General features: G+C 47.1%; 17 protein-coding genes and 1 tRNA gene. 8 read left to right on the top strand and 10 right to left on the bottom strand.

What is annotated here, in order from left to right; all coding sequences use genetic code 11:
* The first annotated feature begins 100 nt into the window (after nt 1-100).
* Nucleotides 101-622, top strand: coding sequence for a hypothetical protein (locus tag LPB140_RS05035; protein ID WP_156874142.1), 522 nt, complete (start codon nt 101-103; stop codon nt 620-622).
* Nucleotides 623-760: 138 nt separating this feature from the next.
* Nucleotides 761-2131: a DEAD/DEAH box helicase gene (locus LPB140_RS05040; protein ID WP_072558920.1), complete on the top strand. Its 1371-nt coding sequence runs from the start codon at nt 761-763 to the stop codon at nt 2129-2131.
* A 197-nt stretch (nt 2132-2328) separates the two neighbouring features.
* Here LPB140_RS05040 and LPB140_RS05045 read toward each other — a convergent pair.
* The 5 genes from LPB140_RS05045 to LPB140_RS05065 form a co-directional block, all read right to left on the bottom strand.
* Nucleotides 2329-2404, bottom strand: a tRNA-Trp gene (locus LPB140_RS05045).
* A 163-nt stretch (nt 2405-2567) separates the two neighbouring features.
* Nucleotides 2568-4832 carry a TonB-dependent receptor gene (locus LPB140_RS05050; RefSeq protein WP_072558921.1) on the bottom strand — a complete coding sequence of 755 codons (2265 nt, stop codon included), beginning with the start codon at nt 4830-4832 and terminating at the stop codon, nt 2568-2570.
* Nucleotides 4833-5043: 211 nt separating this feature from the next.
* Complete coding sequence (locus LPB140_RS05055) at nt 5044-6432, bottom strand: glutamate--cysteine ligase (RefSeq protein ID WP_072560418.1); 1389 nt, start codon at nt 6430-6432, stop codon at nt 5044-5046.
* Nucleotides 6433-6521: 89 nt separating this feature from the next.
* A complete protein-coding gene (locus tag LPB140_RS05060; RefSeq protein ID WP_072558922.1) occupies nt 6522-8573 on the bottom strand; it encodes a DUF11 domain-containing protein in 2052 nt (683 codons plus the stop codon).
* A 146-nt stretch (nt 8574-8719) separates the two neighbouring features.
* A complete protein-coding gene (locus LPB140_RS05065) occupies nt 8720-9493 on the bottom strand; it encodes a 16S rRNA (uracil(1498)-N(3))-methyltransferase (RefSeq protein WP_072558923.1) in 774 nt (257 codons plus the stop codon).
* Nucleotides 9494-9609: 116 nt separating this feature from the next.
* Between LPB140_RS05065 and ubiA the strand changes: the two genes are divergently transcribed.
* Complete coding sequence (gene ubiA, locus LPB140_RS05070) at nt 9610-10569, top strand: 4-hydroxybenzoate octaprenyltransferase (protein WP_072558924.1); 960 nt, start codon at nt 9610-9612, stop codon at nt 10567-10569.
* Here the strand turns inward: ubiA and LPB140_RS05075 are convergent.
* The 5 genes from LPB140_RS05075 to LPB140_RS05095 form a co-directional block, all read right to left on the bottom strand.
* A complete protein-coding gene (locus LPB140_RS05075) occupies nt 10547-10951 on the bottom strand; it encodes a hypothetical protein (RefSeq protein ID WP_072558925.1) in 405 nt (134 codons plus the stop codon). The two genes, ubiA and LPB140_RS05075, sit on opposite strands and share 23 nt — an antisense overlap.
* Before the next feature lie 33 nt (nt 10952-10984).
* Complete coding sequence (gene smc, locus LPB140_RS05080) at nt 10985-14422, bottom strand: chromosome segregation protein SMC (RefSeq protein ID WP_072558926.1); 3438 nt, start codon at nt 14420-14422, stop codon at nt 10985-10987.
* A gap of 136 nt (nt 14423-14558) precedes the next feature.
* Nucleotides 14559-15302, bottom strand: a complete 744-nt coding sequence (locus tag LPB140_RS05085) for a thioredoxin domain-containing protein (protein WP_072558927.1) — start codon at nt 15300-15302, stop codon at nt 14559-14561.
* A 111-nt stretch (nt 15303-15413) separates the two neighbouring features.
* Nucleotides 15414-16220, bottom strand: coding sequence for a thioredoxin domain-containing protein (locus LPB140_RS05090; RefSeq protein WP_072558928.1), 807 nt, complete (start codon nt 16218-16220; stop codon nt 15414-15416).
* Nucleotides 16221-16295: 75 nt separating this feature from the next.
* Nucleotides 16296-16916 carry a DUF721 domain-containing protein gene (locus tag LPB140_RS05095; RefSeq protein WP_072558929.1) on the bottom strand — a complete coding sequence of 207 codons (621 nt, stop codon included), beginning with the start codon at nt 16914-16916 and terminating at the stop codon, nt 16296-16298.
* A 139-nt stretch (nt 16917-17055) separates the two neighbouring features.
* Between LPB140_RS05095 and LPB140_RS05100 the strand changes: the two genes are divergently transcribed.
* From LPB140_RS05100 to polA, 5 genes are all read left to right on the top strand, one after another.
* Nucleotides 17056-18039 carry an A/G-specific adenine glycosylase gene (locus LPB140_RS05100; protein WP_232223460.1) on the top strand — a complete coding sequence of 328 codons (984 nt, stop codon included), beginning with the start codon at nt 17056-17058 and terminating at the stop codon, nt 18037-18039.
* A 34-nt stretch (nt 18040-18073) separates the two neighbouring features.
* Nucleotides 18074-19495, top strand: coding sequence for a serine hydrolase domain-containing protein (locus LPB140_RS05105; protein ID WP_156874143.1), 1422 nt, complete (start codon nt 18074-18076; stop codon nt 19493-19495).
* 1 nt (nt 19496) lies between these two features.
* Entirely contained in the window at nt 19497-20417 is a 921-nt protein-coding gene (gene nudC / locus LPB140_RS05110; RefSeq protein ID WP_072558931.1) for an NAD(+) diphosphatase, read from the top strand.
* A 16-nt stretch (nt 20418-20433) separates the two neighbouring features.
* Entirely contained in the window at nt 20434-21117 is a 684-nt protein-coding gene (locus LPB140_RS05115) for a DsbA family oxidoreductase (RefSeq protein WP_072558932.1), read from the top strand.
* Between the two features lie 62 nt (nt 21118-21179).
* Nucleotides 21180-24056 carry a DNA polymerase I gene (gene polA, locus LPB140_RS05120; RefSeq protein ID WP_072558933.1) on the top strand — a complete coding sequence of 959 codons (2877 nt, stop codon included), beginning with the start codon at nt 21180-21182 and terminating at the stop codon, nt 24054-24056.
* Nucleotides 24057-24139: the final 83 nt, after the last annotated feature.

The following is a 24139-nucleotide window of genomic DNA, read 5'->3' on the forward strand; positions in this document are numbered from 1 at the left end:
AAGAATCATTTTGCAAATTCTCATTTAATTTTGCACTATAGAATATCGATTTTTGCGGGAATCTCCCCCTATATAATTTTAGGATGTTTTTTTAATCATTATGCGGAATTTCTTCATCATCCTTTTGGCGATTTTATGCATCGGCATTGGCGCTGTGGGCGTGAATGCGATGCAAAATAATGATGCAGGATTGGTGAATTTCCCTTATATTAACGTGGCGAAAAATGATAAATTTTATCAGGTGCGGATTGAACAGCGCGTGATTATCCGTTTCCCACGGCCAAAGGTGGGGCCAGCCAGCACTATGGTGCGGACATCCGGCGGGGCAGGTGACGCAGTGCCCACAAAATTTAAAGAAAAAAAGGTGGGTAAATGTCTGTGGCTGGACAGGTTGGCCGGCGTCGTGCCCGGCCCGAATGAAAGTTTGGAAATAATTACCAAGGATAATCACCGCGTAAAGGCATATTTGGCCGATAAATGTTCGGCGCGGGATTTTTACGCAGGTGCCTATGTCGAACGATCGGCGGATGGAAAATTATGTGTTGACCGTGATGAAATTCATTCACGCACCGGCACATTGTGCAAAATTGATAAATTGCGCTTGCTTGTTCCGGAAAATTAAGGTGCTGCTATCGGCACATTATGGGGTAATGCGGTAAATATCTTGACATTTGATGTTAAAATGGGCAACGAAAATAATATAAATATTATTTCATTAAGCGAATAATATTTTACATTTTCTCCTTACAATTGGATATTTATGAAATTTGCCGATCTCGGCCTATCAACTGAACTGCTAAAATCGCTCGATGATGCGGGCTATAGCGAGCCGACTCCTATTCAGGCACAGGCAATCCCTCCCATTTTAATGATGCGCGATTTAATTGGCATTGCACAAACCGGAACGGGTAAAACCGCATCCTTTGTATTGCCCATGATTGATATTTTGTCGCAGGGGCGTTCACGCGCGCGTATGCCACGCAGTTTAATCCTTGAACCCACGCGCGAATTGGCCGCGCAGGTGGCGGAAAATTTTGAAAAATATGGCAAATATACCAAATTAAACATGGCGTTGTTAATTGGCGGCGTGTCGATGGGCGATCAAATTGCCGCATTGGAACGCGGCGTGGACGTTTTAATCGCTACTCCTGGCCGATTGATGGATTTGTTTGAACGCGGTAATATTTTGCTGACCGGTTGTGATTTATTGGTAATTGATGAGGCGGATCGGATGCTCGACATGGGGTTCATTCCCGATATTGAACATATTTGCACCAAATTGCCTGCCACGCGCCAAACCATGTTATTTTCGGCGACCATGCCGCCGCCGATTAAAAAATTGTCGGACAAATTCCTAAATAATCCCAAATATGTGGAGGTTTCACGTCCGGCCACAGCCAATAATAATATTGAACAATTTTTGGTCGATGTCGCGCCGATAAAAAAGCGGCAATTATTGCGCGATTTATTAAATAGCGAAAATATTCAAAATGCGATTATTTTTTGCAATCGTAAGACCACGGTTCGCGAATTAAATAAAAGTTTGAAACGCCATGGTTTCCGTTCGGGCGAAATACATGGCGATATTGATCAGGCGCAAAGACAGGCTGAATTAGAAGCGTTTAAAAATGGCGATATAAATTTGCTGGTCGCATCCGATGTCGCCGCGCGCGGCATCGATGTTAAAAATGTCAGCCATGTTTTTAATTTCGACACGCCATGGCATGCCGATGATTATGTGCACCGCATTGGCCGCACGGGCCGCGCAGGGGCAAAGGGGCGGGCGTTTAGTTTCCTGACCAAGGCAGATGATGAGGCGATTGACGCGATTAAAAAATTGCTGAAAATGGACATTCCGCGCTTTGCCTATAATCCTGGAGCAAAGAAAAAAGCCAAAGAAGATTTGGATAATGATGGCGATGATATTAAGGCGGAAAAGCCAAAATCACGCAGGGTCAAATCGGAAAAGCCGGAAAAATCGGATAATCGCCGCCGTTATAAATCTGATGAAAATCAATCTATGCAATCGGATAAAAGGCCCGCCCCCTATAAACAAATTGATGCAAAGGAAGATGGCGCCTGGAATGGCCCTGTTCCGACATTTTTTGATATTGGGATTGAGCTAGATTAAGCTGCATTAAGCCGCACCGCATTATATTTTTTAAATGCCCGCAAAGGAATATGTCCAATTAAGGCAATTTTCGATGCGGGTGCATAGCTGCGCCAAAGAGCTGCGCCCGAAATAGCGCCAATATTTTTAGGTTGCGTAGATATTAAGCCGCGCGCCAAGAATTTTTGACCGCTTTTTCAAATATTTATCAGAAAAAATGGCAGGAGTTGAGGGACTCGAACCCACGGCCCTCGGTTTTGGAGACCGATGCTCTACCAACTGAGCTAAACTCCTGCAGATTGATTCTCATCAATCAGATGGTGCTTTAGCGGCGTTATACGGCCTGTGCAACCCATCAAATGACAAAGATGGCAGAGAATATATATTATTGCATTGCCCAATAAAAAAGGGCGACATAATTGCCGCCCTTTTCCTAATCATATAAAAATGGCGTGGATTAAAATTTAACGCCCGCTTCAACGCCCCAAATGCGCGGTTCGTTAACAAAGCCTGTTAAATTATTAAAATCAATCGCGCCAACGGCGGAAACATCATTGGTAATATTGCGTCCGAAAAAGGCAAAATCATATTTATCGGTTTTATACCCAATACGCAGGCCGCCCTCAATCATGCTATCGTCGCTAAATTCAACCGATTCATACAGGAAGAAGTTGATTTTTGAACGATATGCCCAATCGGTAAAGGCGTAAATTTCGCCATTGCCAACCGGCCTTGCATAGCGCGCGGTCCAATTGACTGTCCATTTTGGTGCTTGGGGAAGTTGATTGCCGTCAATGGAGTAAATGCCGGTTGAGCCAGCACGCACCGGATCGGTAATGGTGCATGGCGCACCGCAACCGGTGATAAATGCATTGGCATCGTCAATTTTTGCGTCATTATAGCCAATACCTGCGGTCAAGGTTAAGGCGTCAAATGGGCGTGCTTCAAATTCAGCTTCAAAGCCTTTGCCTTCAACTGCATTAACATTGATAAGTTTTGCCGCATTGCTTGCGCCGCCCACTGCGGTTAATTGTGCGTCCTTCATCCGATAATAAAAACCGGAAAGGTTGAAACGAACCATGTCGTTAAATTGGGTTTTAATGCCCGCTTCATATGACATGGTGGTTTCGCTGCTTGCCTTTGAAACCGCATCTTGAACAGTGGTAAAAACAAATAATGCGCGGCCCTGAATTGACGGGGCGCGATAACCACGTGCAACACGAGCATATAAGTTCACATCATCGCTGGCTTTATATCCCGCGCTGACATCCCATGTCACATTGCTTTCATGGACACGGTCGCTGCCCGAACCAATTGCGCCAAAAAAGCCAGAGCGTGTCACGTCAAAACGGCGTCTGTCATTATTATAACGAACGCCGCCCGTGACAGACAATTGCTCGCTAAGCGGAATGGTGGCCGAACCAAACATACCAAATGCAGATGATTCCTGACGCTGGTCAACGGTTACGCTTGGGCTTGTTCCTTGCGGTGTGTCAAAATTGAATGAACGAATATCCAATTTTTCGTTGAAAATGAAGATGCCGCCTTGCCAGCTGATTTCGCCTTCGCCGCTATTTGATGCTAAGCGCACTTCTTGTGTAAATTGGTCTAGGCTTGGCACTTCATCCTGCGATTGTGCAGGAAATGGAATGAAACCTGGGCCAGAAACAGGCAGGAATGATGCGCCAAATCCGCCATCAATATCGCCCCGGCTTTTATATTTGCCGTTCCAATATGCACTGACCGCGGTTAAAGTGACAGGACCGAAATCATATTCCAAATTATGGGCAAGATTAAATAATTGCAGTTTTTGGAAGTTAATGCCGTCGGTGCGCACTTTGTCACGTTCAAATTTTGTGCCTGCGCCGCCAAGGCCGATTAACTCATTTGAACCAGCGGCAAAGACATTTGCACGGAAAACACGCGCCGAACCAGTATAATCGCGATATTGTCCAGTCAAGCGCATGGTCAGCGCATCACTTGGCTTTAATTGAATTTGGCCGCGCAGAGCGATATCGCCATATCCTTCCAAATCATTGTCAAATGGGCTTTCAATATTATCCACCCAATCAGAACGGCGTTGATACATGGCAGAAAAACGAGCCGAAACAACGTCATTTATTTCGCCGCCATAGGCGCCTTCCAAAGTTAAAGAACGAAAGCTGCCGATGCTGCCCTTGGCATAGCCGCCTTCTTCATCGGGGCGCACGCTGTCAAATTTGACGATGCCGGCGGGGGTGTTGCGGCCAAATAAAGTTCCCTGTGGACCGCGCAAAACCTCTACACGGTCAAGGTCAAAAATTGGAAAGCCCTTTAAAATGGGATTTTCCAACACGACATCATCATAAACCAAGCTGACGGGTTGAGAAGCGTTTAAGTCAAAATCGGTATTGCCCAAACCGCGAATATAAAAACGGGGAAATGTGCGGCCAAATGAGCTTTCAATATTAAGGCTGGGCACACGTCCGGCAAGGCCACGAATATCCGAACCACCAGTGGCCAATGCTTCTAATTTATCGCCATTTACCACGTCGATGGACAAGGGGATGTCTTGCAAATTTTCGCTGCGGCGTTGTGCGGTAACAACAATTTGGCCAAGGCCATTATTTTCGGATGAATTTGTATCTTCATTATTTTGTGCAAAAGCAGGCATGGTTGACGCCAATGTCATGGCCACGGCCATTGCGGTAAATGATGATTTAATATGATTAAATTTAGCCATTTAGGATATACTCCAAAAATTGGGAGAGAAGAGAAAAATTATATGGAGAAATATGTTATTTCAACATGCGCGCCTATATGTTGAAAAGAAATTAAGAGTCAATTAAGGGTCGCCGCAAACAGCCACTTTCTGGGCCATTTGTGACATTTAAGTGACTCAATAAATGTGGAAATAAGTCATTTAGTAAATGTGAAAAATGCTTGGGTTAAATTTAAAAGCTCATTTCATCATAAATATGGCTGATGTCGCCATGCCATTGCCCATGAAAACGTTGCAAAAGCTGATCTGCGGGGGTTTTACCCGTGGCTATCACCTCGCGCAGGGGATCAAGAAAGCCGCCTTCATGATCGCCGCTGCTGTTTAATCTATTGCGATTGGCAAGGCCCATTGCTGCAATTTTAATCACCACTGCGCCCAATTCGCGCAAAGTGCCGCCACCAGGAACGGGGGTAGTAAGGCCCATTTTAGGCACATTATTACGCAAATTTTCGCGTTCTTCCATGCTCCAATTTTTGACCAAATCCCACGCGGCGTCCAATGCCGCGCCATCATATAATAACCCCACCCAAAATGCCGGAAGTGCACAAATGCGGTTCCATGGGCCGCCATCCGCGCCGCGCATTTCAAGGAAGGATTTCAAACGAACCTCTGGAAATGCGGTGGAAAGATGGTCTGTCCAATCGGACTGCCGTGGTTTTTCCCCCGGCAAGACGGATAATTTTCCGTCCATAAAATCACGGAAACTTAATCCCGCTGCATCAATATATTGTCCATTACGATAGACAAAATACATTGGCACATCGAGCATATAGTCAACATAGCGTTCATAGCCAAAGCCGTCTTCGAAAACAAAGGGCAACATGCCGGTGCGGTGGGGGTCGGTGTCGGACCAAATGTGGCTGCGATAAGATGTAAATCCATTTGGTTGCCCCTCCAAAAAGGGGGAATTGGCGAATAATGCGGTGGCCAGCGGTTGCAGGGCAAGGCCGACACGGAATTTTTTGGCCATATCCGCCTCCGACGAATAATCCAAATTTACCTGTATGGTGCAGGTGCGCAGCATCATGTCCAATCCCATGCTGCCAACACGCGGCATATGGTTTAACATGATTTTATATCGCCCCTTTGGCATGATGGGCAATTCTTCGCGTTTTTTGTCGGGCCATAAACCCATGCCCAAAAAACCTTTTCCCGTTTTTGCGCCTATTGCCTTTACCTGTGCCAAATGGCGGCCCGTTTCGGCGCATGTTTCGTGAATATTATCCAATGGAGCGCCGGAAAGTTCCAATTGTCCTGCGGGTTCTAAACTAACCGTGCCGTCACTGCCCGACATGGCGATTATATTGACTGTGCCATCGGGGGCGGTTTCCTCAACCGGTTTCCACCCAAATTCGCCCAGCGCGATTAACATATCGCGAATGCCGCCTTCTTCATCATAGGATGGCGCCTTAAAAGTTTCGCGGCAATAAACGAATTTTTCATGTTCAGTGCCAATTTTCCATCGTTCAATTGGTTTTTCGCCATTGGCCATGGGTTGTATTAAATCGGCCTTGCTTTCGATGAAGGGGTCATCTGAATGTGAAATGTTTCTTGTGCTCATAATCATATATGTAAGCAGCAAATATGACAGTTTCCAGCATTAAATAGCGCTTTGAAACTTATATTGCTTTTAACCGCTATGAAAGGGGGTTAATTTACCGTGACGGTATAGGTTAAAACAAATGATGTACTGGCGGCCAATGTCGGGGCGACGGCGGTAATGACATTGCCGGAAATGGACGCACCATATGGGTCGCTTTCATCCGTGCCGGTGTTGTTATCATCCTCCACTGTGCTGGCCGCGCCGCACGATGCGCCGGACCGCATTGACCCTGCAACATATGTCACATTGGTGGGCATCGTATCGGTTGCCGATAAATTTGTTAATGGTGCGGCGCCGCCATTGGTCATGGTGATGCAATATCGCACAACTGCACCGGGAATTGCTTTGGGGTTACTGGCGCTTACTGGGTCGCTCAACACATTATTTATTTTTGTGACATTAAAATTGGCGGCGATGACATTAAATAATATTTCATCTATATTCCAATAATTTGCCTCTATTTGAGCGGTGGGCAGGGAATTTCTTTTGGCCAAACCATTATTCGCAGCGCCATTTGTGCTGGTGCTGGCATCTTTGGCAAAAACCCGCACTGTCCAATTTGATGATGGGGAAACAACCGGAATAGTATAGGTTGGATTGCCCGAATCGCTGCCATTATTGGTCCATATTGCGTCATTGGCGGTGACATCGCCATGCGTGCCATCATTATATAAACGGATGTTTGATGCGACCAGAGCGCCGCTATTATCATAGACGTTGGCTGTCATGGGGTTGGTGGCGGCGCTTGGGTTGGCATCCACCTGAGCGGTAATGGTCATATTGGTGCCGGGGTAAAATGATGCCCCCGCTATTGGCGCGGTTATCACCGTGCCAAATGCCTCTGCTGTTCCCAAAGTGCCATTGACAATTGACCATTCAATATCGTCAATTAAATACCAGCTTTTATATAATGTCGCGTTAAATGTACGAAATTGTATGGTAATTGTTTGTCCGGCATAGGCGGCAAGGGAGAAATTGGCGGTAAACCAATTTTCGCTGCCCTGTGCGATGGTCATGCCTGCAGTATGTGTGCCCGTTGATGTTGTGTCCCAACCATTATATTGGCCATAGCCAGGGGCGGAGGCGCTGACCGCGCCCGTTCCCATATTGGGTGAAAATGGGTTGGTGACATAATTTCCTGCTGTCGGCCCGATAAGTTCGTTGGTGGTCGCGCCATTTACAATTTCCGCGCGAATCCAATCCCATTGGGTCGTTGCGCCATTGACGCTGCCGTCCCAACCCTGTGGTTTCCATCTTATGGTAATATTTCCCGGATTGGTGGCTGGCACGGTGATGGTGCGGGATAATGTTGTTGCGGGCGCGCCTGCGGCGGGTTCATTATTTGTCCGCGCACCAAGCAAATAGGAAAAATTACCGCTATTGGCATTGCCGTTGGTACTGCGTGTTTGGTTTGCGCCATCGGTGGTGACTGAAACAGTTTCATTCGGGCGAACCTGCGCATCAAAATTGGCATTTGTTTTTGTGCCGGACCAGTTGGTTGGATCTTCCTGTCCGGTGGCAGAAAATTCAAAATTGCCGTTAATAACGGGCTGCGCATTGGCGCTTTTTGTGCCATTTTGCGTGATGTCAAAATAGATATAATAGGTTTGCGCGCCGCCATCTTGAACAATCCATTTAACCTCACCACGATTATTTGATGCGGCATCGGTGGCATTATTAAAAATAGTATCGGTATATTCCTGAACCGCGGCAATTGTGCCATTGGGCCGAACAACCCGAACCGAATTAATGTCAAAACTTCCCGAAATACTCAATTGCGCCATTAAAACGGCAAAATCGACATTCACTTTTGCTGTGCTGTTTACCGAAGAAGTGGCGGGCAGGGTAACCGGCACACGGTAATGCCAATCTTGACCAGAGGCCACACCATCGGGATCCCACCAACCGGGCGGAGACGGTGTGCGTAAATCAGCATCTGCGCGGAAAATGATACCAAATATCAGGCCGAAAAATAAAAATGATAAGACAAGGTTTTTTGGCGAGAATAAACGCCCGAAAAATGATGTAAAATCATTTAATCTGAATATATTACCTGCCGCAATTGCGGGGTTTATAGAATTAATTTTTTCTTTCATCATTTTATGTCTTGAATGACATATGCCATCAAAAGGTTTATTAATTATAAAAATTGCAAGTTTCTAGGCATTTGCGATGTAAATAATGTCAAATTTAGTTAATTTTGTAAATTATATGGGCTTTGTAAATTATATGGGCAAGGCCTATTCTATTGCGCGGCCATCCACACCGAAATTGCGCACATGGCTGCGGTTTCGGCGCGCAGGATTAACGGTCCTAAACTTATGGGAATGGTAAAGGCTTGGGCGCGTAACAGCGCATTTTCACTGTCGGTAAACCCGCCCTCTGGCCCAATTAAAATCGCCGCTGGTCCGGTAAATTTACCAAATGCCTGTAACATTGGCATGGCCTGCATCCCGCCATCAAAGCTGCGCTCATCGGCAAAAAATAAATGACGCGGCGCGGGGTTTATCATATCCCAATTTTTCAACATATCGGTCAAATTCATCATGTCGGATATTTGAGGCAGGGCAGTTCGTTCGCATTGTTCGGCGGCCTCTATCATCCGGCTGGCCAACCGATCGGGTTTTATTTTATCCACCACGCATCTTTGTGTGATGATGGGCTGAAAAATATCGACCCCCAATTCGCAGGATTTTTCGGCGATAAGGTCAAATTTATCCCTTTTTATCGCGGCCTGACACAGCCATAAATTGGCGACATTTTCTCTATCCTTTATTTTTTCACTTACCTGCATCGCGCCATGACGTTTTGATTTGGCGGTAATGTGGGCTAAAAATTCGCCATTTATATTATCAAAAATTTTAACTGCATCGCCAATGTCCAATCGCATGACGGTGAATAAATATTGTGCGGCATTTCCATCTATAATTTGCGTACCGCCAATGATGATGGGCGTTTCCACATATAAACGCGGCGTGGAACGGGCAATATTTTTCGGGCTGTTCTTATCGTGCGGCATGGAAACTGGCTATGTCAATTTATAGGGCAAATCAAGCGGGCAATTTATTGCGCAAATCCTATTGCCCTATAAACTAAGCACATGACGGCCATATGATTATTTGATAATGAGGCGTCATGAATGATAGCATTTCAAAAAATAAGATTAAGGCAGATGCTGCGGCGCAAAATATCATGCCGCAGGATAGCCAAGATGGCGGATGGATTGCCGCTTTATCTGAACCATTTCGTTCGCTTGGTTTATTGGCAAGATTTGATCGCCCCATTGGCATTTGGTTGCTATTTTGGCCCTGTATTTGGGGATGGGGGCTTGCCGGCGGGCGTATAAATGATGCGCTGGCTTGGCCGTTAATTTTGTGGTTTTTATTGGGCGCAGCGGCCATGCGCGGGGCGGGCTGTGTGATAAATGATATTATCGACCGTGATTTGGATGCACAGGTTGCACGCACCGCCGCGCGTCCATTGGCGGCAAAGACTATTTCGGTTCGCGCGGCCTATATATGGCTTGGCGTTTTATGCCTTGTCGGTTTGTTGGTACTCTTACAATTAAGGGTGGAGGCGCAAATAGCCGCCTTAATCAGCATCATTCCCGTGGCGGTTTACCCCATGATGAAACGTATAACATGGTGGCCGCAAATCTGGCTTGGCATGGTTTTTTCATGGGGCAGTTTGGTCGGATATTTGGCCATTGCGGGCACGCCAAATGCGGCCATGTGGTTATTATATCTGGGCAATATGGCATGGGTAGTGGGATATGATAGCATTTATGCGATGCAGGACAGGGAGGATGATGCGCTGGTCGGGATTAAATCAAGCGCGCTGCGCATGGGGGGCAATATCCGCATTGGTGTGGCGATTTTTTATGCAGCGGCGATAATTTGTTGGGTATGCGCATTTTGGACAGTGCGGCCACATATTTTGGTGTTGGCCGCGTTAATTCCCGCTGCACTGCATATGATATGGCAATTATTGCATCTGCATGTCGATGGCCGAAATGCGATTATTTTATTTCGCCGAAATGCGGGGCTTGGCCTATTCATGGCGCTTGCTTGCATCACAATTGGGATGTCTGCTTAAAAAGTTCGGGCGCTTCATCAACATTTTTTGATGCCACTAAAGTCGCAATTTTGCGTTCTTCCAAATGTGGGTTTTCTACTATATCATCTTCGTCGCTATGCCTCCATGCCATTTGAAATTGATAATATAGGATGAAAAAATGGACCAATGCGGGCAATGTATAGGCCGCCAATAATCCGATTAAAAGAGCGCCCGTCGAATATATATCATTAAATTTCATGCTGATAAATATGGCAATGGCGATGCAGATGGCCATGCTCATCAACGCGGTTAATATTGCTCTTTTTAACGGCTTGTCATTGTGGAACGCATATGCCTTTACCGCAAAACCAATGACAAAATTCATCACTAAACCGAAAAAGAAAAATTTAATATAGTCCATTTGAAACCTCCCTAATGAATTTATTCTTTGTTTCTAGTTACTTGTTAATAAATTTTCTGCCTGCCCCAAATCAACCGAAACCAAACGGCTGACCCCCTGTTCAATCATGGTCACACCAAATAAACGGTGCATCCTGCTCATTGTCACGGCATTATGCGTCACGATTAAATATCTTGTGTTGGTTTCCTTGGTCATTGCGTCCAACAGGTCGCAAAATCGTTCAATATTGGCATCATCCAATGGCGCATCCACCTCATCCAACACGCAAATGGGGGCAGGATTGGTTAAAAATAACCCAAAGATAAGCGCGACCGCGGTCAATGCCTGTTCCCCGCCGGAAAGCAGGGTAAGCGAGGTTAATTTTTTACCCGGCGGCTGCGCCATAATTTCCAGCCCCGCCTGTAATGGGTCTTCATCATCAATCAATTCCAAATGCGCCTGTCCACCATTGAATAAAGTGGTGAATAAACGTCTGAAATGTTCATTTACCGCTTCAAATGCGGCCAGTAAACGGGCGCGCCCCTCGCGGTTAAGCGACCCTATTGAGCCGCGCAATTGATTGATGGCAAGCGTCAATTCCTCTGCCTCGCTGCGGCCCCTATGTTGATCATCCTCCAATGCGGCCAATTCATCCGCCGCGACAAGGTTGACCGGGCCAATGCGTTCGCGTTCGGATTGTAACTTTTCCAATGTTGCGGATTCATGTGCGGCATCGCGCAATAAATTTTCATCAAATTCCAATTTTTCGGGTAATAATGGCGGCGGACATGAAAAACGCTCACCCGATATGCGGCCCATTTCAATCCGGCGGCTTTCCTGATTTTCGGCGCGTGCCTGTGCCCCCGCGCGGGCTTCGCGCGCACTGGATAAAATTTCTGCGGCCTTGTGCAGATCACCCTCAATGGATTTTACCGCAATTTGGAGCATATTTTCCTGTTCCAAAATTAACGTCAATTTTTCTTGACGCTGCTCCATCTTTGTTTGTTCGGCAATGATGTCGCGCTGTAAATAGGCGGGGCGTTCACATAAAATATCTCGTTCCACCTCTATATCGGCAAGTTGAGATTTCATGGCGGCAATGCGTGTTTCCGCCTCGCCCGCGCGGTCCTGCCAATTGCGGATATTGGCCTGTGTTACCGCGCGTTTTTCCTTTATTTGCGCAATGCGTTGTTCCTGTGATGATAATGCGGCCTGACGGGCCAGTAAATCCGCGCGGCCATTATCCAATTGGACGGAAATTTCGGCCAATTTCTGGTGAATATAATCGGCGGAAGGCAGGGCATTTCTTGCTTTTTTTGCTTCCTCATATTCGCTTTGCATCGGGGCAATATCCGTGCTTATGCCTGCAATTTCTTCATCTAACCTTTTAATATTGCCAGACATTCGTTCATGTTCCAACCGGGCCTTATCCCCATCGCGCAATGCGGTGCGATATAAATTTTCGCATTGGTTTTTCTGGGCAGAAATGTCGCCATGCATGCGGGACAATTTGCCAATTTCATCGCCCATTTGCGAACATGATTGTTCGGCCAAATTCACCTTTTTTTGGGCAGTTTCTATTTCTTTTAGCAATGTTTTTTGCCGATTTGCCTGTTGCAAATTGCGCGCAATAATCGCGCCATCGCCCTTTGTGATAAATCCATCCCATCGGCGCATGATGCCCGATAATGTTACCAATCTTTGCCCTTGATCCAATATGCGGCCATCGTCATGCTCTGCGACGATAATTTGTGCCAATCGGCGGTGCAATATGGACGGAGCGTCAACAAAATGGATTAACCTGTCCGCGCCAATGCTATTAAAATCAACGCCAAGGGCATTTGCATCATGTGGAAAAATACTCCAACGCCGATCGGCTATTTCGTCCATTTCGGCAAATAAATCATCGCCCATCACACTGGCCAAGGCGGTTTCATAACCCGGCTGCGCGGTTATTTTTTGCACGATGCCGCCTTCATGCGATTGACGGGCCATTTCCTTGGACAGGGCGTTATTTTCGCTTTGCAATGCGGCCAATATGCTATCTTCGCTGGACCGTTGACGCTGTGCCTCATAATATTGCTCATCGGCGATTTTACGCTTTTGGGCTATATCTTCAATTTGCTGATTAATGATTTGTAATTGCTGTTCATTTTGTGCGGCATTGGTTTCAAATATTTGAATATTTTGGGACAATATTTCTATATCTGGTAGGGCGGCCTTGGCCGATAATGCCCTTTGTTGCGCCGAATATAATCGGTCCATTTGCGTGCGGAGCGTCGTAACCCTATTATCGGCAACGCGAATGTCTGCCTCCACCCGTGCTTGGTCGGCCAATGCGCGGGCATGGCTTAAATCATATTTGCGCACATCTTCCTCTGATTTGGCCAATGCTTTTTCAAATGCCGGACGCGCAGCTTCTTCTGCCCTTAAATCATCGGTCAAATCGGCCAACATGCTGCGTGAATCATCCAAATTTTGGGCCGCATCATGCGTCATTTTATCATCGCGGGTTAATTCGTCCTGCAATCTTAACTGTTGACGTTCTAAATCATTTAATTTTTGCGCGGCTAAATTTGCCTCGCCTTGTAATTTCACCAAATTTTGGCTGGCATCATTGACGGCATCACGCGCAGCCAATGATTGCGCACGCTGACTGGCCAAATTTTTAATCGCCTCATCATTTTGGGCGGATAATTTTTGATGCGCGGCATGTGCCTCCTCCACTGCAATGGCGGCGGCCTGTGCCTCTGCTTTGGCAATATCTGCGGCGGACTTTGCCTCTTTCCACCGCACAAAAATCAATTTTGCTTCGGCCTGTTTAATTTGATCGGACAATTTGCGATATTTTTCGGCCTGACGTGCTTGTCTTTTTAAATTGCTGGCCCGCAATTCCATTTCGGATAAAATTAAATCCAGCTTTGATAAATTACTCTCCGCCGCACGTAATTTCTGTTCGGCATCTTTACGCCGCACATGTAATCCGGAAATGCCGGCTGCTTCCTCCAACATTTGGCGGCGCTCGGCAGGCTTTGCCGCGATAATCGCGCTAATTTTTCCTTGGCTGACCAATGCGGGGCTGTGTGCACCGGTGGCGGCGTCGGCGAAAATCAATGATATATCTTTGGCCCGAACATCGCGGCCATTTGCGCGATATGCGCTGCCCGCGCCGCGTTCAATTCGGCGGATGACTTCTAAATCCTCGGCGCTGCCATCCTTCCCATCGGGGACATATTGTTCGGCGGTTAAGGCAACTTCGGCAAAATTTCGTGCTGGGCGGGTCGATGTTCCAGCAAAGATGACATCCTCCATCCCGCCGCCGCGCATTGATTTGGGGGAGCTTTCCCCCATCACCCATCTTATCGCTTCTAATAAATTGGATTTTCCACATCCATTTGGCCCGACAATGCCGGTTAGCCCTTTTAAAATATGCAGTTCCGCAGGCTCAACAAAGCTTTTAAAACCGGTAAGCTTTAACCGTTTAATTTGCATATTCAGGGCCAGATAAATTGATCCAGAATAGGGATTGGCCCGTGATGATTTGGCCAAAAAGAGGGCGGCAATATTTCCCTGCTATATAATATAGCAGGCCGAATATTTGAATTGATACCGCCCCCATCATTGGTGGTTATCGTGCTCCGGCTTCCTGCAATTTTTCTTTTACCTGCGGCCATGTGGCGGCGTCCAATTTCACGCCGTTAATGAAAAATGATGGGGTTGATGTAACGCCCTTATCCTTGCTTGCGGTTTTGGTGACCGCGATCAATTTATCAATCGCCTTTGTATCGGATAGGCAAGCCTTTGCCTGATCCGCCGAGACGCCGACAGTTTGGAAAAATTCGCCAACGCCCAATAAATCGGCCATTTGGACAAAACGTTGATCGGGAGGTAAATTACCAATAGCTGCCCATTTATTTTGATCCACAGTTTTCAATTTGGCCATATTGGCATCCCAATTTGCATACCATGCCTCGGTCAATCCAAAATATGCATCCGGTCCGTTACAGCGGGTTAAAATTGATGATGGTAAATCATGAATGCCGAGCATGAAGTTCCTAAATTCAAAGCTCATTTGGCCGGTATCGACCATTTTTTTCATCTCTTCCATAGAGGCAATTTCAAAATCCTTACAATGGACACAGCTTAACGCGCCATATTCCACCAATTTAACCGGCGCATTTGGGTTGCCCATAACATATCCGCCATCCGCGCTTTCCGCGACGGTTGTGGACCAGCTTGTTCCTGCTGGTGCGGCTACCTTTGCGGCGGTTTCACCCTTGCCAAGGGTGGCGTTATTCTGGTCACTACCCCCGCAAGAGGCGAGGGATAGCGCCAAAATGGCAATGGCTGTGTGGGATAAAATTTTCTTCACTTCATTCTCCTAAAATATAGGCTAAATTTAATTTGGGTTTAATTTGGTAAATAATATGGCGCATAATAGGGCATATTTCATATACCAAATGCAAGGATTATTGCCTAATTTCTATTCTTTTGGCAGAAAAGGGATCATGCTGGCAAGATCATATATTTGTTTATTATGCTGCTCATTTACCAAAAATGATGGGGTGGCGTTAATTTGTTTCTCATAATTGGCCTGATCAGTCATTGCGATAACCGCATTATAGGATGGGGTGCTGGTTAAACAGGCCATAATTTCCCCCTCGCTATATCCATTTATCTGCATCAATTGGAACATGCCAACATCTTTGGCCACGCCAATCATCATGCCGGTAACATTGCGATTTTGGCTTTGTAATTTGGTTTCTTCCGAAATATTGGCGGCATTTGTGCCCCAAATTTTCGAACGCGACATTAATTCATAATGATTGGCAAAAAATTTCTCTGGCCCGCCACAACGCGCCAAGACCGCAGCCGTCAAATCTATGGCATCGCGCGCCAAATTGCGCATTTCATAGCTGACATTGCCCGATGCTACATATTTTAATTTTAATGTCGGCGCGTCATTCACCTCAAAATTTGCGCAGTGACCGCAGGTGTAGCTGGCATATTCGACAATTTTTGTCGGCGCAGCGGGATTGCCCAATATATGCCCGCCAATGGCCGATATATTGACCATTTTACTCCAATTTTCTGGCGATGTTTCAACAATATTATCCGGCGCGCTAATCGCAGATCCTGCCTGTGCCTCTGCTTGTAAATCTTTTTCTGCATTAGCATTTATAGGTGAAGAAAGTCCATTATCATGTGATGCTGAATTTTCTTGCGAAAAGGCTGTTGAGGCAAAGCAAAGGCTGCTTGCTGCCATTAAAAATAAAAGATGTTTTTTCATAAAAATTATCGACCCAATAATGTAAGCCAATCTATATATTTATTTCAAACTTTCGCTAGTGTGAATATGATATGATTATTTTTTGGGCTTATCCTGATTGCCTGACGCATTTTCCAATGATTGCGCCAAAGATTGCAATACTGCCGATAATTCAGGATCACCAATGGAGCGCAGCCCGTCGCCCAATTCGGGGGTTAGGGGTTTTAATATAGGGGCGGCCTTCGCCTTTCGTTCATTGGGGTTGGGCGGGGCAACATATCCTTGGGCAATTTTCACCTTTGACACGGCGTTATAGCCAAAAAATCGGTTCACCCTTTCCATGATAACGGGGATGACATGTTGCATCATGGGAGCGTGTGCGCCAATGACCGTTAATTCCAATGTTCCGCCAGATTTCTGCCCGCGCGGAAAACGGATCATTTCGGGTGCAGAGACGGCGGCATATTTTTCGCCGACAATTTCATCCCATCGGCTGACGATACTGCTTTGCACAAAACCAAATCGGCGAAATGCCGCGCGGCCAATATCGGGCATTAAATCGGATATTTGACGAACGCCCATGCCGCGAGGGCGTTGATATTCATTTTTTTTGCCATGCCCTTTTTTTGGGGAATTGGCCTTATTTACGGCCTTGCCGTCCCGCTTTACGCTGGTTTTTTTTGCCTTTTCTGGCTTATCGCTCTTGTCGCTGTCCATAATTTATATCATGACATGAACAATGGTCCGCGTCCAACATCAAAACGAAAATAATGTGCATATTTGTAATGCGCTTTTATCCTATTATCGGAAACATGCCCGGATTTTACCATGGCGTATAACGCCGCAGCAAAGGGATATGGGAGAAATGCCCAATCCCTATCATGTTTGGTTGTCCGAAATTATGCTGCAACAAACCACGGTCGCGACGGTGTTGCCGCGTTTTGCCGCATTTATTCAGCGTTGGCCGGATTTTAATGCATTGGCGGGTGCACAGGATGAGGAGGTGATGGCTGAATGGGCGGGGCTGGGATATTATGCGCGGGCACGAAATTTAATTAAATGCGCGAAAACCATTGCCGAAAATTTTGATGGTCAATTACCGCAATCTGCGGAAATTTTATTAACTCTGCCTGGAATTGGGCCATATAGCGCGGCGGCAATTTCCGCCATTTCATTTGGGCATAGGCAGGTGATTGTTGATGCAAATGTTGAGCGGGTTATGTCCCGCCTATGCGCCATTGAAACGGCTTTGCCCGTATCAAAACCGCTGATTAAGGCCGCAACTGAAGGGATGACGCCCAATGACAATTCGGGTGATTTTGCACAAGCGATAATGGATTTGGGAACAGCTATTTGCACGGCAAAATCGCCAAAATGCAATATTTGTCCATTAGAGAAATATTGTGAGGCAAGGGCGAAAAATATTGCCGAAAAATTACCTGTTAAGGCCGCAAAAAAACATAAACCACAAAGGAAGGGCCGTGTTTTTGCGATTATATGCGATGGGCATATTTGGTTGGAAAAACGTGCCGAGAAAGGGATGCTTGGCGGCATGATGGCATTGCCCGATGATGGGTGGTCAAAGGCGGCAGATGGCGATGGAGTCGCCCCGAAACAGGGGGATTGGCAAATATTGAACAAGCAGGTTCGGCATGTTTTTACGCATTTCACTCTAAATATCGACATTGCGATTTTGCATCTGCCCTTACGGCAAGGGGATGTGCGCCCGTTAATCACGGATAAAGGCAATTGGTGGCAATTAAAAACACTCGACAAAGCGGGGCTGCCGACCCTATTTTCAAAGGCAGTAGAGGAAATAAGGCGGCATTTATCATCTTAAATAATGGCCGCATGACATAATTAGGAGAGAAAAGATGGATTTTATTAATGCGGATTATGGCAAAGCGCCCAATATGGATGCCTATATTGATCCCAAACATCCCTTCATATTGCAAAGGGCGCAATATCGCCAAAATATTGAGGCATCTTTTCAGGGGGAATCCATTGGCAGCAGCGCTTTTGCAAGGCGTTCATTTTTGGCATTATCGGCGGCCAGCGCGGCCATGCTTGCCATGCCATTTCCTGCCCGCGCCATGGCGGCTAGCGATTATCCCACCGTTGCCAAAATGTCGGCCAAATTGGTGGCGGATAAGAAAATTCCAAATGCGTTAATTTCCATCGGCTTTGGCACGGGGGATAGTGATGTTTTGGCCTATGGCGGGCGATCATTTGGCGATACATCCACGGTCAATATGGACAGCCTATGGCGCGTATATTCAATGACAAAGCCGGTAACAGGCATGGCGGCGATGATTTTAATTGGCCAAGGTAAATTGGGGCTGGACCAACCCATTTCGGATTTCATCCCCGAATTTGCCGAAATGCGCGTTTTAACCGATCCAGAAAATAGCTTGGATAGTGTGCCAGCAAAAACGCAAATTACCGTGCGCCATTTGTTGACCCACACGGCGGGGCTTGGTTATTCCATCATTACCAAAGGGCCATTGCTGCAGGAATATTTGAAAAACGGAATTTTACCCGGCGTGGTCAGCCGTTTTCCCCTGCCCGGATTTGAAAATGCCGTGCCCGTTCCCGACATTGCCACCTTTGCCAAGCGGTTGGCGAAGCTGCCCTTAATCGCAGAGCCGGGGACAAAATGGTCCTATTCAATCTCCCTTGATTTATTGGGGCATGTCATCGGCCTTGCCAGTGGGATGAGTTTTGAGGCATTTTTGCAAGAAAATATTTTCAATCCATTGGGAATGAACAGCACATTTTTCCAATTACCAGCGGATAAGGTGTCAAGATTTGTTGATAATTATGCCGGATTTAACGGCGCGCTCATCCCCATTGATCCGGCATCCGCGTCCATTTATTTGGATAAACCCGCCTTTGCCTTTGGCGGAGCAGGCTTGATAAGTTCTGCGCGCGATTTTGACAGATTTTTAACGATGCTGGCCAATGGCGGAAAATTTGATGATGTTCAGGTGATGGACAGCGACATGGTGAAATTGGGTATGTCCAATTTATTGCCCGAAGGGGTGGTTTATAAAGGGTTTAATAATCAGGAAGAGCCCCAAGGATTTGGCGCGGGTGGCCGTGCGGGAATTGGTGCAAATGCCGGTCAATATGGCTGGGGCGGGGCGGCCGGAACGGTCGCGGCGGTGGACACGAAATCGGGAATGCGCCTTGTCGGGATGACCCAGTTAATGACCGAAAAAAACCCCTTCCAAAATGGATTGACCGATTGGGTATTAACCGATTTAAGGGCAAAAATGATGGCGACAGCTGCTTAATATGACGGAAATAATATCGTTAAATGCAAATTGGCCAAAAGAGCTTCCTCTGCCTGGTTTTACAGGCGAAATTTTTGATCGCGCCGACCAAATTAGGGTGAGCGAAGAAAAATTGCGCGTTGCAATGATGCGGCCCAATGCGCGATTATTAAAGATGCAGGGGCTTGATCCCGTCATTGGTGATGATGGCGCTTTGTCATGGACGAGCTTTGCTTATTTACCCGATAATGCCGTGCCATTATTCCTTGGCCTAGATGGGGATGTCCCTTTATTTGCCGCGATAGAAAAGGTGGAGGCTGCGCCCTATCCAAATCCCCGATTATGGCAGGTAATTGCCCATTTGTCCGCAAAGGATGCCGCCATTTATGCCAGCACGCGCAGCGTGATTGATTGGCATAATCGGCATCAATTTTGCGCGGTTTGCGGCGGGCAAAGCCATGTGATAAAATGCGGTTGGGCGCGTAAATGCGGCGGATGCGGCGCGGAACATTTTCCCCGTGTTGATCCGGTTACCATCATGCTTGCCGAACATGATGGGCATATATTATTGGGGCGTCAGCCGCGTTTCCCACCCAAAAGATATAGCGCCCTTGCCGGATTTGTCGAACCAGGTGAATCATTGGAAGGGGCGGTGGCCCGCGAAATGTTTGAAGAAGCCGGCGTGCGGCTTCATTCCATTCAATATGTCGCCAGCCAGCCATGGCCATTTCCTTCTTCATTGATGATGGGCTTTATTGGTCAAGCGGACAGCCGTGAAATTGTCTTGGATGTGGAAGAATTGGAAGATGCGATTTGGGTAAGCGAGGCAGAAGTCCGCGCCGCGATGAACGGTGATGAAAATGCGCCCTTTATTGCGCCGCCGCCCTTGGCAATTGCGCATAGTCTGTTAAGCTATTGGCTTCATATCCGTGGGAAGGGATGATGAAGGAGAAACGCGGATGACGCGCAAATTACGTTTTGACATTGTGTCGGACATTGTCTGCCCATGGTGTATTATTGGCTATAAACAGGTGGAAAAGGCAATTGCGGCATTAAATACCGCCGCCGATGAGGCTGATAAAATTCAAGCGGAATTTTATTGGCACCCATTTGAATTAAACCCAAATATGCCCGCAGGCGGCGAAAATGCGGCAGAGCATATTGCGCGTAAATATGGCCGCACCGTGGAACAGGGCAGACAAGCACGTCAGGCTTTGGTGGATAAGGGCGCAGCGCTTGGCTTTACCTTTAACTATGGTGATGACATGCACGTATATAATAGTTTTGGCGGGCATAAATTAATCCACTGGGCGGGCGCATCATTTGGTCCGGCGGCGCAAACACGCATGAAATTGGCATTATTTAACGCATATTTTACCGAGGGTAAAAATATTGATGATATGGATGTCTTGCTGGCCACCGCGATGAAGGCGGGTTTTGAAAGCGAAGGGGCAAGGGCGGCTTTGTTGGATGAAGAAATTACGCGGGCGGTGCGGGCGGAGCAACATATGTGGCGCGAACGCGATATTCAGGGCGTGCCCGCCATTATCATTGCCGAAAAATATATGGTTCCTGGCGCACAGGATGCGGATGTTTTTCAAAATATCATTAAAAATATTCTGGCCAAAGAGGCGGCCGCGTAAAAAATTATTCGATTTTTTGTAAAAAGGCTGACCTTATCATCTATCATTGATATGGTCGCTTCATGACAAATATTGATACAGACGAATCCAGCGCGGGAAATAATAACCAACGCCCCAATCATCTTTACCTTATCGATGGGTCGGCATATATTTTTCGTGCCTATCACCGATTACCGCCATTGACCAATATTCATGGTGAGCCGGTGGGCGCGGTATATGGATATACGTCAATGTTGTGGAAATTGGCGGATGATTTGCACGCCGCCGACGGGCCAACCCATATGGCGGTGGTGCTGGATAAATCCAGCAAAAGTTTCCGCAATGATATTTATGATCAATATAAGGCGAACCGCCCCCCCGCGCCAGAGGATTTGCGCCCGCAATTTCCCATGATACGCGACGCAACCAACGCATTCTCCCTCCCGTTAATTGAGGAGGAAAATGTGGAGGCGGACGACATGATTGCCAGCTATACCAAGGCGGCAATTGCCGCCGGATGGCGCGTCACCATTGTCAGTTCGGACAAGGATTTGATGCAGTTAATCGAACCGGTTGAGGATAGCCGCGTCGACATGCTGGATACCATGAAAAATGCCCGTATTGGCGATGCAGGGGTGCGGGCCAAATTTGATGTTGGGCCAGATAAGGTTGGCGATGTGCTGGCATTAATGGGGGATAGCGCGGATAATGTGCCCGGTGTGCCGGGGGTTGGGCCGAAAACCGCATCAAAACTAATCAATGAATTTGGCGATTTGGAAAGCGTGTTGGCCGCCGCGCCGGAAATGAAGAAATCCAAAATGCGCGAAAACCTTATCGAACATAGTGATAAAGCGCGTTTGTCCAAAATTTTGGTGACGTTGAAAGATGATTGCCCGCTGCCCATTGCTTTGGAAGATATGCCTTTGCGGGATATTCCGCCCGAACCATTGGCCGAATTTTTAACCTATCATGGGTTTAATTCATTGTTAAAAAGAATTGGCCAATTATCCGATGTTTCCGCCGCTAATAAAGCGATTGCAGGGACAAGAGGCGCTGACCATGACAAGGTTAAAATTGACGCGGCAGGTGCTATAATGGCCGGACAGGCTGCAAAGCCGCCCGAAATGCCGCCGATAAATATTGATGATTATGTCATGGTGACGGACGCGGAGGATTTGCAAAAATGGGTGGACCGCGCCCGCGCCATTGGCCATTTTGCCTTTGACACCGAAACCGATAGTTTGGAGGCAGTGACCGCCAATTTAATCGGCTTTTCCATGGCGATAACAGCGGGGGAGGCATGTTATGTCCCCTTGGCCCATGGCGGCACAGATTTGTTGGCGCAGCGTCCCGAAATGGTGGAGATGAAAACTGCGCTGGACATTATTCGTCCATTATTGGCCGATGATAGCGTTTTGAAAATTGGTCAAAATTTGAAATATGATAAGCTGGTTTTGGCGCAGCATGATATTATCATCAACAATATTGATGACACGATGGTGATGAGTTTCAACCTTGATGCGGGTAAACATGGCCATGGCATGGATGAGCTTGCCAAACGGCATTTGGGGCATGAATGTATCAGCTATAAATCACTTACCGGCACGGGTAAAAAACAGATTAGCTTTGCCGAAGTCCCCGTGGAGGATGCGACAAAATATGCCGCCGAAGATGCGGATGTGACCCTGCGCCTGTGGCAACATTTGAAATTGCGTTTGCCCGCCGAAGGGGCAAGCAAAATTTACCAAATGGTTGACCGCCCATTGGTGGATGTCATCGCCAAGATGGAGGGTGAGGGCATATTGGTTGACCGCGAAAAATTGGCAAAGTTAAGCCATGATTTTGCCGGTGAAATGGCGCGTTTGGAACAGGAAATTTACGCGATTGCGGGTGAGGAATTTACGCTGGGCAGTCCCAAACAATTGGGCGAAATTTTATTTGGTAAAATGGGCCTGAAAGGTGGGAAAAAAGGAAAATCGGGACAATTTAGCACCGACGTCACCGTATTGGAAGATTTGGCCAGCAATGGTGTAGAGATAGCGCAAAAAATCCTTGATTGGCGGCAATTGGCCAAATTAAAATCCACCTATACCGACGCACTGCAGGCGCAAATCAACCCCAAAACGGGGCGCGTGCATACCAGCTATAGCTTGGTCGGGGCACAGACGGGGCGGCTTTCCTCCACCGATCCCAATTTGCAAAATATCCCGATACGAACTGAAATAGGTCGTCAAATACGCCATGCCTTTGTTGCGGATAAGGGTAATGTCATATTGGCGGCGGATTATAGCCAAATTGAGCTTCGGCTTGCCGCGCATATTGCCAATATTGCGCCGCTTAAAGAAGCGTTTGAGGCAGGGGAAGATATTCACGCCCGCACCGCGCAGGAGCTGTTCGGGGAGGTGACGCGCGAAAGCCGTGGCCGTGCAAAGACGATAAATTTTGCCATTCTTTATGGCATATCGCGTTGGGGATTGGCCAAAAGATTGGAAGTAACACCCGATGAAGCCCAAGCGATGATTGACATATATTTTGCCCGTTTCCCTGGTATTTCCGCCTATATTCAGGAAACCACGACAAGGGTGAAGGAATGCGAATATACCGAAACATTATTTGGCCGAAAAACGCATTTTCCGCGTATCAATTCATCCAATGGCGCAGAGCGTCAGGGCAGTGAACGTGCCGCGATAAACGCTCCGATACAGGGGACATGCGCGGATATTATCAAACGGGCAATGGCACGAATGGTTCCTGCTTTACAACATGCCGGATTGGGTGATGTCAAAATGTTGCTGCAGGTGCATGATGAATTGGTTTTTGAATGTCCGCAGGATAAAATCGATGCCGCCAGCAAGGTGATAAATGATGTCATGGCCAATGCGGCCTTGCCCTATTTAACGCTTTCCATCCCCCTTGGCGTGGATATTGGCACGGGGGCAAGCTGGGGCGAGGCGCATTAAATTGCGCCTTCATTTGACATCGCAACTTACCATCACATGAAAATCTAACAATCATTGTCATTGGACAGATTTACCCGATTTTG

It is taken from the genome of Sphingorhabdus lutea, from assembly GCF_001889025.1.
Taxonomy (GTDB): Bacteria; Pseudomonadota; Alphaproteobacteria; order Sphingomonadales; family Sphingomonadaceae; genus Sphingorhabdus_B; species Sphingorhabdus_B lutea.